Origin of the sequence: Planctomicrobium limosum (genome assembly GCF_051465645.1) — a bacterium.
Classification (GTDB): domain Bacteria; phylum Planctomycetota; class Planctomycetia; order Planctomycetales; family Planctomycetaceae; genus Planctomicrobium.
In genome coordinates this window covers 4,205,009-4,219,684 of sequence record NZ_CP195790.1, presented here as the reverse complement: position 1 = coordinate 4,219,684, position 14,676 = coordinate 4,205,009, and the positions used below count along the sequence as shown (strand labels likewise).

The 14,676-nt window shown below is 53.3% G+C and carries 9 protein-coding genes; 3 read left to right on the top strand and 6 right to left on the bottom strand.

Annotated features, from left to right (window positions below):
* Positions 1-3 precede the first annotated feature (3 nt).
* Together SH527x_RS16110 and SH527x_RS16105 are read right to left on the bottom strand one after the other, a co-directional pair.
* Positions 4-2,985 carry a PVC-type heme-binding CxxCH protein gene (locus SH527x_RS16110; RefSeq protein WP_437191703.1) on the bottom strand — a complete coding sequence of 994 codons (2,982 nt, stop codon included), beginning with the start codon at positions 2,983-2,985 and terminating at the stop codon, positions 4-6.
* A gap of 183 nt (positions 2,986-3,168) precedes the next feature.
* Positions 3,169-4,557, bottom strand: coding sequence for a hypothetical protein (locus tag SH527x_RS16105; RefSeq protein WP_437191702.1), 1,389 nt, complete (start codon positions 4,555-4,557; stop codon positions 3,169-3,171).
* 431 nt (positions 4,558-4,988) lie between these two features.
* Here SH527x_RS16105 and SH527x_RS16100 point away from each other — a divergent pair, with 431 nt between their 5' ends.
* The 3 genes from SH527x_RS16100 to SH527x_RS16090 all read left to right on the top strand — a co-directional run bounded on the left by SH527x_RS16100 (position 4,989) and on the right by SH527x_RS16090 (position 8,809).
* Positions 4,989-5,507 carry a sigma-70 family RNA polymerase sigma factor gene (locus tag SH527x_RS16100; RefSeq protein WP_437191701.1) on the top strand — a complete coding sequence of 173 codons (519 nt, stop codon included), beginning with the start codon at positions 4,989-4,991 and terminating at the stop codon, positions 5,505-5,507.
* A gap of 62 nt (positions 5,508-5,569) precedes the next feature.
* Complete coding sequence (locus SH527x_RS16095) at positions 5,570-7,273, top strand: LamG-like jellyroll fold domain-containing protein (protein WP_437191700.1); 1,704 nt, start codon at positions 5,570-5,572, stop codon at positions 7,271-7,273.
* A gap of 141 nt (positions 7,274-7,414) precedes the next feature.
* Positions 7,415-8,809 (top strand): neutral/alkaline non-lysosomal ceramidase N-terminal domain-containing protein, encoded by a 1,395-nt coding sequence (locus SH527x_RS16090; RefSeq protein WP_437191699.1) that lies wholly within the window; start codon positions 7,415-7,417, stop codon positions 8,807-8,809.
* A gap of 98 nt (positions 8,810-8,907) precedes the next feature.
* Here SH527x_RS16090 and proC read toward each other — a convergent pair whose 3' ends face one another.
* The 4 genes from proC to SH527x_RS16070 form a co-directional block, all read right to left on the bottom strand.
* A complete protein-coding gene (gene proC, locus SH527x_RS16085) occupies positions 8,908-9,723 on the bottom strand; it encodes a pyrroline-5-carboxylate reductase (protein WP_437191698.1) in 816 nt (271 codons plus the stop codon).
* A gap of 115 nt (positions 9,724-9,838) precedes the next feature.
* Positions 9,839-11,842: an AAA family ATPase gene (locus SH527x_RS16080; RefSeq protein ID WP_437191697.1), complete on the bottom strand. Its 2,004-nt coding sequence runs from the start codon at positions 11,840-11,842 to the stop codon at positions 9,839-9,841.
* 434 nt (positions 11,843-12,276) lie between these two features.
* A complete protein-coding gene (locus SH527x_RS16075) occupies positions 12,277-13,713 on the bottom strand; it encodes a hypothetical protein (RefSeq protein ID WP_437191696.1) in 1,437 nt (478 codons plus the stop codon).
* Between the two features lie 98 nt (positions 13,714-13,811).
* Entirely contained in the window at positions 13,812-14,648 is an 837-nt protein-coding gene (locus tag SH527x_RS16070) for a sensor histidine kinase (protein ID WP_437191695.1), read from the bottom strand.
* Positions 14,649-14,676: the final 28 nt, after the last annotated feature.

The following is a 14,676-nucleotide window of genomic DNA, read 5'->3' as shown; positions in this document are numbered from 1 at the left end:
GACCTAGTTTGCTGGGTTATCGAGAGTCAGCAGATAGGTCAGCAAATCGGCCATGGCCTGTTCATTGATCTGCTTTTCCATTCCTTCTGGCATCAGTGACATTCCTGAACTGCGAATCTGTTCAATATCCTTACGCAGAACCGAATCCGTCTGATTCTCAGCTCGCACCAGATTCATACTGGTTGCAGACTCAGAACGAATCATCCCGGTCAATGCGCGTCCATCGTTCTGCAGAACGATGTAGTTCAAGTACTCAGGATTCACTTCTCGATTTGGGTCGAGAACGTTCAACAGAATTGCTTCCTTACCGCGATTTTGAATCGAAGCCAGATTTGAACCGGTCTCGAAACCAACATTCTCCAGACGGTGACAGGTTGCACACTGAGTACGGAAGATCGCCTGTCCTCGGGTGCGGTCCCCTTCTTTGGTCAGTGCACCTGCATATTGCTCAACAACCTGAGCACGCGACTTGGAACCGAGTGATTTCAGAATCTTTTCAGCACGTTCTTTAATCTTTGGATCAGTCCCTCTCACCAACGCCTGCAATCGATTCAGATTCAGGGAAGCTGGTGGAAGCGTCTTGTCTTCGATCCGGGAAAGGACGTCATTTGTCCACGCAGCACGCGAGAACAGAAGTTCTTCCGCCTGCGTCCGCACTGCCGGTGGCAACTCTTCCCAACGTCCGATCAGCAATCCTGGAATCGCTGTCGAAGACTGTGCACTCAAGGCTCCCAATGCAGCCGATTGAACAGTGAGATCCTCTGTCGGATTCAGCAAACCGACCAGACGTTCAATGTCTTCTTGTGAAGAACTCAGTTTCAACAGGCCAATCGCAGCGACACGTTGTGAAACGGTCGCGTCGCTCGCCCCGACGATATCGCGGTTCTTCGCAATCAGTGCATCAAGAAACTCTTTACGGGCTCCACTCTTGAACTGTGGAACAACCCGAGCACCGCCAACGCGCAGGACGGCTGTATACAGAGCGTCTTGCAAGGCTTTGTCGGCAGGAGCAAACTCGTCGATGGTCTTCAACAAGCTGGCAACATCCTGGGCCTTATTCTGCACAATGATCTGCTGTACCAGACTTGAAAGAACAGGAATGTTCTCTTTGGCCTGACGATAAGATTCATTCTTGAGAAGCTCCGAGAACAGAGCGTAAGAACCTTCTGTCAGTGAGCTTTGAATCGCCAGCTGAATCCAGCGATCATCTCCATCACTCTTCAACAGTGTCAGCAGCAATGGCATCTTGACGGCTGTTGGGAATTCCCCAGCAGTGAATGCCAATTGATAACGAACACGAATGTCTTCGTCAGTTGCGAGCTTCGAAATTGCTTCAGCGATCGCTGGTGACTTCGTAAAGCCTTCAGCGTAGATCAGCGCACGTTCACGAATACGAGGATGTGAATCTTTCAAAGCCGCAATCACAGAAGCTTCATCCAGTTCCCCAAGTGCATCGAGAACAGAGAGGGCATGCAATCGCCCCAATGGACGGTCGCCAGAGACAATCATCTCCTTCAACTGAGGCACGATCGATTTGTCCTGACGTTCATAGAGAACACGGCTTGCCGTTTCACGATGCCAGGAGTTGTCGTGTGCCAGCAGCTTGACGAGTTCAGCAGATGACATTGATGTCATCTGTGGAGTCGGGCGGTGCTTGTAGTTCTCTGGAGTCACCCGATACAGGCGACCGCGGAACTGACCGCTTGACGTGTCCAGGTGCTTTTTGATGACTTCTGGAATCGAAGCAGGATGCTCAATCATTTCGCGATACATGTCCAGGATCTGCAAACATCCATCAGGACCGTTTGCGAACTGAACAGGTCGGAACCAGATATCGGTTGAGCGAAGGAACTCGGTGTGACCGTCGATTCGTTTTGCCTGAAACGCGATGCCATCCGGAACCAGAATCTTGCGGTGGACAATGTTACTTCCAACGTCGCCGACAAACGCGAGACCTTTGATTTCGTCGCCAAGAGCGTCACCACGATAAATCGTGATTCCTGTTGCTCCAGTGAAGTAACCAGCAGCCCGACCGCCCCCTTCGATGGCTCCTTTCACTTCACCAGAGACGCGCATTCTCGTTCGAACGATACGCCATGGTTCAATCGGGCTTGAACGGAAAACCGGAGCCTGACCACCGTCGATCGCGATGTTCAATCGCGGATCTGGAGCAGTCATATTTGGGTTACGAGCGATGTAGCGATCATTGAAAGCAATGAATAGAGCGTGCTGGCTGTTGGAACAGACAAACTTCCGGCCCCAGTCGTCAAAGTACATCCCGTGTTGCCCGCCACCAGTCTCTGGTCGCAGATCAAGTTTGCGTGGATCGAACGAGAAATCACGTCCACGAAGTTCGACTGCAGCGATGCTTGGGTTGTCTGGCTGAGTAATCTTTCCGCCGGAGCTGCTGGTCGCCCCATGAATACGACTGTCGAGCCCCCAGCGGAAGCTGTTCAACAACCCCTGAACATTGGTACGGCCGAACCCAGTGAAGACGACCTTCTTGATATCGGCCTTATTGTCGCCGTTTGTATCTTTCAGATACCAGATATCAGGAGCAGCCCCAACAAACACACCGCCATCGAAGCAGACCAATGCTGTTGGCCAAGAGAGACCTTCTGCGAGCACTGTACTCTTATCGAAGATCCCGTCCTGATTCGTATCTTCCAGAACGCGAATCTGCCCGAGGTGATCGCTTCCCTGTTCGGAGTAGTCGATCATTTCTACGACGTACAGCTTGCCGTTCTCATCGAAGCACATTGCAACCGGAGAATTGACCAGCGGCTCTGCAGCGATCCGCTCAAGTTTGAAGCCCTTCGCAATTTCGAAGGTCTTCATCGCTTCATCGACTTCCAGCGGTTTGATTCGCGGAAGTTCGCCGGAGAGGTCCTTCTCCACCGCAGGAGCAGGTGCATCTGCTGCGATGAGCATGGACGTGAAGAGAGCTCCACATCCCAATGACAACAAAGTTCGAGTCGGTTTCATGAATCAGGTTATCCGAAATGATACAGCCGTTGTGTGTGGCTCAACGAAGCGATGGACGGGAAAGCTCCTGACAATTCATCACTCAGTCTGATCAGCGCACAGTGGCAAATCGGGATCAATGTGAACCCACGGAGCAAGAGCCCTGCTCCGTGGTGATTAACAGCACAAATCTTCTCGCAACGTTTACTTCAGGACTTCTTCCATCGCCTTAAGAAGGACTTTCTCAGTCTCTGGCTTCACGAGTGATGCCGTTGGACTGACTTCGTAGCCCCCTTGGGTGTAAGAAATCTCGGTTCCGATGTAGCAAGGTCCATAATCGCCATAAGCGGCCATGCAGACAGTCGCATCTGGCGCCATCTTCTGAGCAGCCAGCTGGTACTCGATAAACAATTCCCCTGGCATATTCACGATTGCGATGTTGCCAAGTTTCAGGCAGGTGACATCAAGTGGAACGCCGTCCCCTTCGTCGCGTTCAGCCCAAGCAATTTTTGGAGCATAAAGCTGTGCTTCGCCGGACTTGGCGACAAACTTCGTTCGCAAAGAGTCGTAGTCTAACCCTCGACCAACAGGGACCTTGGCAACTGACAGGTTCCAGGCAACTTGCTTTGGAGTGATTGGCTGCTTGACAGTCGTTTCCCAGGCCTTCTTCATTCCAGCTTCCATGCGGTCGGTCAGAGTGACACGCATCTCTGGAGAGCCGTCGTTGTACTTTCCAGCAGTGACGTTTCCTGCAGCTCCACAGAAGTGAACATGAGCAACTTCTGGAAGAGCTTTTTCACGACGCGCACGAGCCAGACCAACGAACTCAGACGTGACGTCCCCTTTGCCGTAGTAGCTTTGAGGATGGGTCGCGTAGTAGGTCAAAGAAGCGAGTGGGGTTTCACCATTCCAGAAACTGACCAATTTCAGCTCCGGGTCGACGAGTCCCTCTGGAGCATCACGAGCAGCTGGATTCTTGGCAGCTGCGCTATAACGAACGATGGCGACTTTTCCATCAGGGCCAAGAATACGACGATTGGAAGCAACCTTCTCGACAATCGCTTTTCCGATACCGACATGCGTTACAGGCTGAGCATTAGGAATCGCTGCCCGAATCGCCTTCGCCACGTTTTCAATGACGTTTCGACAGAATGCAGAATCGTATCGTTCCCCGGCAAGCCCCTGCATCGCCATCAGTTCTTCAGCCCGAAAATCACAGCGTGGGCCGTCATGCTGATGCAATGCGTGAACGGCAACTCGTTCGCGAGTCGTCCCGGCCGCTTCAGCCAGGCGTTCACGGAAAATCAGATTCCCCTGATTCCCGATTCCAATCCAGTCAACGGCACACATCACAATCGGCTGTCCGGCTCCCAGCAGCAAAATGCCTTTGGCGTACAACGGATCTTCGATGCTTCTGGCTGCGGCGTAGGCAACTGGACTGCCGACTGGCGGTGTTGCATCAACATTGAATGTCGCAAGCTTCAGAACAGGAGCATCTGCAGCGGAAGCAGATGTCACCAGACCACCGACCATCATCGCAGCAAGAGCGAACGTCTTCGCGGCCATAAACTGAATTCGAAAAGGCCTTAGCATGCAGTTGGTCTCCTTAAACGATTGATGATTCATCTCAAGCAGCACGGTCAATCAAAACCCAGAGTACACCGCCGCGTTGCGATCAGACATCACAACACCCCGAGAAAGAATCTGCCGCGAGCATAAAAATTCCCCTCGCAATCTGAAAAGTTTTTGTTCAAACCGCAACGCAAAACACACAACACCCCTTGTTCAAAACACTTACAGCAAACACGAAAAGTGAGACAGCCCCAGCAAGACACCTGCAAACAGATCTCCACGTATCGTCATGCTCATAAGTTCTTGTATTCAGCAAGAATATTCAGGGGAAATCCGGCTTCTGCTGGAGAGTAAGAGACCTGAGGATGAGTCACCTGCTACGCTGAAGATCACGAGTCCCACAGGCACGAGAAACTGCGTGACTGCGTCAGCAGGGAGAGGGGAGGAATTTCATGGAACAGAACGGGCTGGAGTTTTCGCAACTTTTGCTCCGGCATGACCGGTCGCTGCTGCGTTACATCATGACCTTCATTCCCCGACGGGACGATGCGGAAGAAGTACTCCAGCGAACAGCGGCCGCTCTCTGGGAAAAGTTCTCTGAATACGATCGCAGTCGCGAGTTCCTCCCGTGGGCGATGCGATTTACCTACTTCGAAGTTCTGAATTTCCGAAAAGAGTTGGCCAGAAGCCGCCTCATTTTCAACGTGGATGTGCTCGATTCACTGAACGCAACCCGACAGGAACTGAGCTCGTCCATTGACTCCCAGAGAAATGCCTTACGACAGTGTCTCAAACAATTAGACGCAGCAGGTCTGACGCTGCTGCAACGCCGATACTGTGATTCGGAATCGATTGCCGCGCTGGCGGAAGAGACAGGAAAAACGGCGAAAGCGATCTACCGTCGACTCGACCGTGTTCGAGAACTGATCACCCAATGCGTCGCTAAACGGCTTGCTCAGGAAGCAACCTGAGCGATTGCTTTCAAGCAGAATCCAGGCTTCAGGCTTCACTTCGTCAATCAGGATATTTGGTCATGTCAGCGATCCCTCCTTCAACGCCAAACGATGCAGAACACTCGCTGTTTCGTCGTATTGCAGACGGAGTCGCCAGTGAATCCGAATTCATGGAGCTTGAAGGACGCCTGCGCACCGATGCCGCCTTGCGTTCCCGCTATGTCCTGTTCATGAGTCTGGAAGCGGATCTTTACGAAGAACTTGCCTCCGCTTCGGTCATCGTTCCTGCGGAACAATCTCAAAGCACCCCAACACTTCATCGGCGTCGGGAAAGAACCAGACTCATCGTTGTGTCCGCTCTTTTTGCCATGCTCGGAATGGTCGTCGGACACTTCTTCCCATCGGCGCCGAACAGGCATGCAGAGAAGAACGTCGGGCCAGTTGCTAAGTCCGATTCCCCTGCCGATTCATCAGTCGATCCCGTCGCGCCTCCCCTTGATAAGGGGCTTGTGTTTTTCACCGAGGAGAGTTCAGCAGAACCACTCTCCAATGTGGCGATCGTCACTCATGCAAATCGTTCAACAGACACGCAAGATCCGAACTGGCTTCATAAAGGCCAACGGTTACGCCCCGGAACACTCACGATCCCCGACGGTGAAGTACAACTTGATTTCGTCAACGGAGCACAGATTCTCATTCAGGGTCCGGCCTCGCTGAAAATTCATTCTGCACTCGCGGCGACTCTGATTGAAGGAAAAGCAGCGACCAAAGTCCCGGATTCCGCTCGTGGGTTCGTGTTGAATGCACCAGGTGCTGCCGTCGTTGATCTTGGAACGGAATTCGTCGTCAACGTCGATAAGGAGGGACGCAGCGACGTTCTGGTCACAGATGGGGAGGTCGAAGTTTCCTTACTGGGACAAGACGGAAACACGGTCAAGAGCGAGCGACTTCGCGATAACCAGGCAGTCCGCATCACGCAGGAGAATGCCTCGCTCGAAGCCACGACCATGACCTCCGCCGACGAACTATTCATCCCCATTCGGGCAACCCCTGAGTTGGTCGTGAACCGTGTGTATGTCGATACCGTGAAGGCCGATCGTCCTTTTGCGTACTGGCGTTTCGAACAGATTGAAAGCCGTCTTGTGAAGAACGAGATGGGCGACGATTCCCCTGCTTTTCTCCGCAGTCAGGAACAAACCCCTTCGATTCAAGTCGCCAATGGGATTGCGACTTTTCAATCAAGCAAGCAACCCCGACATCTCTCAGTTGAATCCGGACTGCCAGGATGGAATCGTGATTCATTCACAATTGAACTGTGGGCTTGCCCTCAGCGTCTGCATCACGGAGCGATGATCGACATTCTGAATGAAGACTGGACTGGCGACCTGAACACCATCGAAATCGCCATGCAGAACCAGCTGATTCACCGGCCAGGTGCGTTGCGATTCTTCCATCGCCATCCCCCAGGCCAGAATGCAAAATCGGGAATCAATCTCTTCGACCATGACACATGCACACCGGGCCAATGGTCTCATGTGGTGACGTCAAAAACCCCTGATTCGCTGACCATGTACGTCAACGGAAACAAGGTTCGCCACATTGAAGGCAAGACAGGCAGTGACAACGACCTGTACCAGATTTCGATTGGTCAGATGGACAAAGATTCGTTACATCGACAATATGAGGGGGCCTTAGATGAAATCGCCCTGTACGACTATGCTCTCACACCTGAGCAAGTCCGAAAGCACTACTTATTAATGATGTCACCTGAAGAGCAGCCATAGTTCGATTCCCAACCTGATCCCAATCAATTGCGAATCAACCATTGCCGTTTAACGCCTTGGACGACACCGGGCTAACGACGAATGGCAAGCAGCTGCTCGAAGGACGTTGAACCCGCCCTATCGTCAACTGGAGACCTGCTGATGCGTCGAGTGGTCCTGTTCGCTGCCTGCCTTTTACAAATGACGCTGTTTTCGACGGCCGCAACTTCTGCCCTTCATGCTGCAGAATGGAAAGCCGGTTCAGCCAAGGTCAACATCACTCCCTCAACCCCGATGCCGATGGCCGGCTACGCCAGTCGCGGGGATAAGCCCTCCGAAGGGAAGCTGACTGATCTCTGGGCAAAAGTCCTCGTTCTTCAGGATGCTCAGGGACATCAGGCAGCAATTGTCACTCTCGACCTGATCGGCATCGATCGCGGGACATCTCAGGCGATCCGCAACGATCTTCAGACTGCACTGAAATGGAAAGCAGGTCAGGTCAACCTCTGTACCTCACACACACACTCAGGTCCTGTCGTTGGGCAGACACTGGCTCCAATCCACAGAATTCTCTTTGACGAAGCCAATCAGAAGCTCGTCGACGATTACGCAGCCTTTCTTCGCAAAGCAGTCGTCGACAGTGTGAAAGAGGCCGTGCAGAACCTGAAGCCAGCGGAACTCACCTGGGGAAGCGGACAGACCGACTTCGCAGTCAATCGCCGCAACAACAAAGAGCCGGAAGTTCCACAGTTGCGAGCAGATGGCAAACTTCAGGGACCAGTGGACCACGACGTCCCTGTTCTTGCGGTTCGTCAGGGGGGCAAGTTGACCGCGGTCGTCTTTGGCTATGCCTGCCATAGCACGACTCTGTCCGACATGACGTGGAACGCTGACTATGGTGGGTACGCGCAGACTGACCTTGAAAGTGCGTTCCCAGGTTGTCAGGCAATGTTCTGGGCCGGATGCGGTGCCGATCAGAATCCCTTACCACGTCGGACCGTTGAACTGGCGAAAGGATACGGAAGCAAGCTCGCGACCGCTGTCACCAGTGTTCTGAAAGGTCCTATGCAGCCAGTCACAAGCAGTTTGAAAACGAGCGAGCAGGAAGTCGCGCTGCCATTGGGAACCCTGCCGACTCGCGAACAGATTGAAGCCGATACCAAGTCCGGCAACAAATACATTGTTGCACGCGCAAAGTACCTGCTTGAGATCCTCGACAGCGGAAAGCAACTCAGCCAGACCTATCCATACCCGGTCACTGTCTGGCAACTCGGCAAGGAAATTACGTTCGTATTTCTGGGAGGCGAAGTTGTTGTTGACTACGCGATTCGTTTGAAAGACGAACTCGGAAAAGGCTCACCGACCAAGGTTTGGTGTTCCGGCTACTCGAATGATGTCATGGCATACATCCCTTCCCGACGCGTTCTGCTGGAAGGCGGATACGAAGGGGGCGGAGCCATGGTCTATTACGGTTTGCCTTCTCCATGGGCACCTGAAGCCGAAGACATCATCGTGAAATCCGCTCACGACCAGCTCACAAAGTTCAACCTCAAGTAAACTGAGGACGCTTCAACAAGAGAAAGAGGGCGGGGCTTCTCATGGCCTCGCCCTCTTATTTCATTCTGAGATAGAGATGTCTCTCTGATCAAAACTCTCTATGACTTCGAAAGTTCGCGAGAACGCTCAGTCGCTGCTTTCACCGCCTGCATGAGACTTCCCCGAAGCCCAGCTGACTCCAATGCCAGCAATCCGGCAATCGTTGTTCCAGCAGGGCTGGTCACAGCATCTTTCAACTGCCCTGGATGGTCACCTGTTTCAAGGACCATCTTCGCGGCTCCCAATAACGTTTGAGCAGCAAGTTGAGTTGCCGTTGCACGCGGCAATCCGACCAGCACGCCACCGTCGCTCAACGCCTCAATGATCTCAAACACATAAGCTGGACCGCTGCCGGACAGACCGGTCACGGCATCCAGTTGAGGCTCTGGAACTTCCAGCGCGAGCCCAACCGTGTCCAGCAATTGCTTGACGAGAACGGCATCGTCTGCAGTCGCATGTTCTCCACGAGCAAAACCGGATGCTCCTGCTCCGACGAGCGCCGGGGTGTTGGGCATCACTCGAACAATCCGATGCCCCGGCAATGCAGCTTCCATCGTCGCGAGAGTCACACCTGCTGCGATTGAAACCAGCAGATGGTCTTTCGTAATGGATGAAGCAATTTCTTTCAGCAGGCCTGCCATGCTCTGTGGTTTGACAGCGAACAGAATCACCTGAGACCGCTGGATGACTTCCAGATTGGAATTCACAGTGGCCGCGCCAGTGACCTGAGTGAAGTACTCGCGAGCCGCCGGATAAACATCGCTGGCAACGACTTGGTCAACATGGGCGAACCCGGAACTGATCAGTCCCTTGGCCAGCGCAGTGGCCATTTTCCCTGCCCCAAGAAACCCGACACTCACGTTCTGACTCGACATTGCCTTGCCTGTTCCCGAACCGGATCTGGTTCACACTGTTTGCATCTTGCGACAATCTCACCGACGGAACGGATGTTCCCACGGCCGCAATTCGCGAATTCACCCGACATCGACTCTAGCAGTTTTCCTGCTGCTCTGCCTCCAGACGGCGGCGTCTGTTACGGAGTCTGGTAAAGAGATTGGAGAATTTGCGTTCCAGAATCTGCGTGTCAACTTCCACTGCAACTTCCACTGCAGTGACTGGTTCCGCTTTTGCCTGAACCTGAACTTGTTCTGGACGCTCGCTTCGAACTGTCTCTTCCGTCGTTCCAAACGGAATCGTTACTGCCGAATCCATATCCGGCTCAACGATATCAAAACGGTGCGGACGCGGCGGCAAAGGGACGTGCCCGGATTGCTTCAACTGCCCGAGAACATCACGACTCAGACGATGGATGGCCTCCAGCAGCTCGACTTCGTCTGCTGTGCTTTCATCGAGAGTCCCTGCCGTCTCCTCCTCCCAGGCTTCATCAGCGTCATCCGCATCAAATGCATGGAATTCCGGTTCGTGCGGAATCTGATCGAACAGGGAGAAATCGAATTCCGCCTGCAATTCTTCAGGAAGTTCGAGATAGCGATCGAGCAGCGTATAGCGATCGAGAACCGGAATTTCGTCCATGTCTGTTTCTGGTCGAACAGGATTCGCCATGACAGGATGTGGCATGAATGGATTCTCCGGTACGAAAGGATGCGAAATAATCTCAGGTGAAAATTCGATCGACTCTGATGACTCTGATTCGATCACGCTCGGCGAAACAAGTGAAGCAATTGCAACAGGAGCAACTGCAACTGGTTCAATTTCTGCAGTCTCTTCCCCAACTTCATAAACGACAAACTGGGGTTCCGGCTTTGGCGGCGAATCGGATCGTGAAATCGATTCTGAAACGGACTCGACTCCCCGTCGTTCCCCAATTTCTGAATCATCCGCCGGATCTGAATTCGACTCAGAAATTGATTCAGCAGTCATTTCGGAATCGTCCACCTCATCGAAATCTGCATCTGAATCATCAACAACATATGTTGCAGAGTCGGAATCGAGCTCTAACTCGACGACGTCCATATCTCTGGACACGACATTTTCCCGATGTGGCTGCAACAGAAACTCAGGGATAGGAAACTCGTCCGTTTCCAGTTCTTCTGACGTATAGACGGACCTCGAAAGTCGCGTCGATCCAGATCGTCGCTCGTCTTTCACCACAGGCCGAGAGTATGCAGCGTCTTCAGAGTCCGGTGGTGGAATCTCACTCCATCTCAACGGGAGTTCTTTTAAGTCATCCAACGCCGCCCGAACGGTCGCTTCGTCAATCGGGCGACGATTCATCGCGAACGCAAGCAGCATGGAATGATCTGCCAGCTGCGTCAAACACCTGAGATTTCCATCACTCGCGCGACAGATCAATTCCAGCGCCGGTTCCGTCAGGATCGAGCTGATATCCACCGCCCCACAGGCTCGTAATCGCTCCCCAATGAGCGCTGCCGATTCTTCCAATGTCAGCGGAGCCAGACTGATCTGCACACCGATTCGCTGATTGAAACCCATCAGCCCTGGGTCAGTCAGTTTCTCTTCGAGTTCAAATGGCCCACACAATACGACTCGAATCAGCGCCTGCCCATCCGGAGCGTAATCTGCGAGGGTTTTCAATTCTTCAAACAGTCGGGGACGCAGCAGGTGTGCTTCATCAATGATCAGCAAAATCCCCTGCAGTTCCGTCCCGTTCTTCCCAATCGCCGACTTGGCCAGCTGGAAGAGTTGGAGCCGTGCCTCCTGCTCGGTCAGGCCGATGTATTCGCCCCCTAACTCGAACAGAATCGCCTGCAATAATGCTCTGCGCGTTTCAATGCCTGCACCGTTCAGATAGATGCTGCTGAAACGGTCGCGCAACAGACTGACCATGCGTTTACACAACATGGTTTTGCCCATCCCCGGCTGGGATGTGACGACGGCGATACCGCGAGCCTGCGAAACGCAATGGATCACAGAGTCGAGAGCATCCTGCAACGGTGCCCCAGCGACAAAGTCCTCCGCACACGGGACGGCCGAGTAGGGACGCCGATTGAGTCCAAAGAATTCCTCGTACACATCCACCTCGTCGTACTACGGCGATGCGCTATCGCCCGGTGCAACTATTCCGAACTGCGCGAATGCTCGTGCTTCCGAACCAGCTTGCCCTGTTGATCCTCAACGGAGCGGTACTTCCGACTTCGAAACAGAACACCCAGAGAGAAATCTTCTCTTAAAGTGCCCATATTCAGATTCACCGGATGTGTCCCGCTATCCAGTGATGACATCGAATCATTCCGGCCTTTGCATACAGCAAAACACAATCACCCGGCACAATCCGCAAAACCAGACTTGGATTCCAGAACGAATTCGAGCAGATCGATATCTGAGCTCGAAGCCGGGACAAATTCCCACAGAGATTGAATGCCATTCCCTTAAGAGCATTCCCTGCAAACGCTCCGGCGATCTCCCGGAAAAATGCGTACGGAATGGACGATACAGCCAATTGAGACTTAACGGGTTTGCAGCGTTTTGGGGCGAAGAAAGAATGCCGCAGCGATCAGCAAAACAATTGCAGGCATGATCGGAGCCCTCATTCTGGCATCACTCCAATACAGCAGGTGTGCCGTTGTCATCGCGAACACCAGAAGCAAGGGAGCTAGCCACAACTGCAACGTCGCAACGGACGCACCAGAGCATCCGTCTTCGACCATATTGCAGGAAGTGTCCATCTCTGGGGGTGAATCAGAAACCTTCGATGTTCGATCCCCCCAATACGATCTTGAGAAAATTCCCTGCAAGACTCGAAGGATTCCAAGAATCAGGCAGATCCACAGAATGGAGTAATAACCCCCCACTGCAAATCGAACAGAAGCGGGAATGGCCTGCGCAGCGGACGCATGTGGAGCGATGTTCCAGAACCAGCAGAACTTGAGGAAGCAGGCACGAAGACTCGTTAAAGGATGGGAGAAAATCGTCTGCCATGCCAACCGGTTCTGCCAGCGGTCGCGATCCGGTTCCGACGTCACGCCTTCATCGACCATCTGTTGAGACAGGGCATCGACCCACGCAGCCTGACCGGGCCCGTTGGATCCGTCCCAGATGGTGCCAAACGGTTGCAGGACAACTTCACGATAAAACGCCTCGTTGTTTCCCAGCAGTAATGTGTATCCCCCATGCGTCGTCATCAAAATCGGGCTTCCCAGTTGAATCCAGTTGCGAATTCCCCAAGGAAGGACGCATACGGCGATGCCCAGCGAAGCGGCCAGAATTTTCCATCCCGCTCCCATCTTTACAGACCGATCCAGGCTGGAAGCTGAATTTGCCCGGCTGAGGAAGCGGCGAATCAGCCATTCAGCAGCTCGCACCGCACCGAAGAGCAGCCCAAAAGCCCAGAAGGTCGGTCGGGACAGCACACACAGACCGAAGACCAGACCGGTCAGAAAAGGGCTGATCAGACTGTCCGATTTCGGAAGCGTCAGTCTCCACAACAGCATCGCAATTAAAAGTCCACAAGCGGTTTCCGTCATCGGATACGGAACATACCGCAGCAACAACGGATCGATGGCAATGAGCGAAACCGCCAGTAATCGCCCTGATCGCGGCAATCCCAGTTGTCTGGCACTGAGCCAGACAAACCACAGCGTCGCCAGCGACAGGCCCATCTGCAAAATCGCTCGCCCCCACTGCTGATCCGCACCACTCACGCACGTCAGCAGGAGCGGATAAAGAGGAGGCCGAAAGGCGGTCGGAGACATTGTTCCAGGCGAGGAATACCCACGCCCTTCCGCCAATCCCTGAGCAATTGCCAGATAGACATCGATATCAGCATCGAGATCGGCCCAGTATCGGTGAAAAACAGCAGCCCGAAGCCCGAACGCGATCAATAGAATGACGCCGAACCAGGCAACCTCGGAAGAAAACCGTTTTACTGGCGATGACTCACGCACTCGAGCGAATTTCGAATTGAGATAGCGGCTTCAGGTACACAGAAACAGAATTCACCAAGTGTCACAATTGCCAAGCCATCATCGTGTCAGTCACAGGTCTAACGCTGGCTTGCATCCGCCTTCTTCGACACGTCTCCGGTTGCATTGCACGCATCCATCAACTTGGGAGCCTGCACCAGCGGAAACTTCAACGTGAACTTGGTCCCGTATCCCGCAGCACTTTCGACCCGAATCCGTCCGTGATGGCTATCCATAATCTTCTTACACAGGGCAAGGCCCAAACCGGTTCCTCCCTGACCATTCCCATCCGCCGTTTTCGTGGAGTAAAAGCGGGTGAAGATATAGGGCAGCTTGTCAGCCGGGATACCTGAACCAGTGTCTCTGACTGACAGTTCAGCCCATTGTGATTCCGCATCTTCCGTCACCGAGACAGACAACGTCCCGCCGGGTTGCATCGCCTGTCTGGCGTTTACCATCAGGTTCAACACAACCTGTTGAATTTCCCCTGCATTGATGCTGGCATGTGGATTCGAATCGAGATTCAGCTCAAGTCCGATGCGATGGACATGCAGGTCTTTTTCTATCAGCACAACCACATCCTGAACGATCCGAGACAGACTCGTCGCTTCCGGGCGATTCTCTCGTGGTCGAGCGTAAGACAGCAGCCCCGTTGTGATTTTGGCAGCGCGCTGAGAGGCATTCAGGATCTTGTCGAATGCTTTGTCTCGATTGGCGACATCTTTGTTGCGGAGACCCAATTTCGCGTAATTGATCACCGTCGTCAGAATATTGTTGAACTCATGGGTGATCGATGATGCCAGTTCACCAACAGAAGCGAGTTTCTGCGCCTGCAGCAGCTGCTTCTCAAGCTCCTGAATACGAGCCTGCAGCGCCTCGATCTCCTGATTCGGGGTGAGTGGATTAATCTGACTCACGGACACGGCCTCGCACACTTTGCCACCT

What these genes read in the sequence shown, in the direction of transcription:
- SH527x_RS16110 (WP_437191703.1), bottom strand. Translation starts at nt 2,985, where the DNA reads ATGAAACCGACTCGAACTTTGTTGTCATTGGGATGTGGAGCTCTCTTC.
- SH527x_RS16105 (WP_437191702.1), bottom strand. Translation starts at nt 4,557, where the DNA reads ATGCTAAGGCCTTTTCGAATTCAGTTTATGGCCGCGAAGACGTTCGCT.
- SH527x_RS16100 (WP_437191701.1), top strand. Translation starts at nt 4,989, where the DNA reads ATGGAACAGAACGGGCTGGAGTTTTCGCAACTTTTGCTCCGGCATGAC.
- SH527x_RS16095 (WP_437191700.1), top strand. Translation starts at nt 5,570, where the DNA reads ATGTCAGCGATCCCTCCTTCAACGCCAAACGATGCAGAACACTCGCTG.
- SH527x_RS16090 (WP_437191699.1), top strand. Translation starts at nt 7,415, where the DNA reads ATGCGTCGAGTGGTCCTGTTCGCTGCCTGCCTTTTACAAATGACGCTG.
- proC (WP_437191698.1), bottom strand. Translation starts at nt 9,723, where the DNA reads ATGTCGAGTCAGAACGTGAGTGTCGGGTTTCTTGGGGCAGGGAAAATG.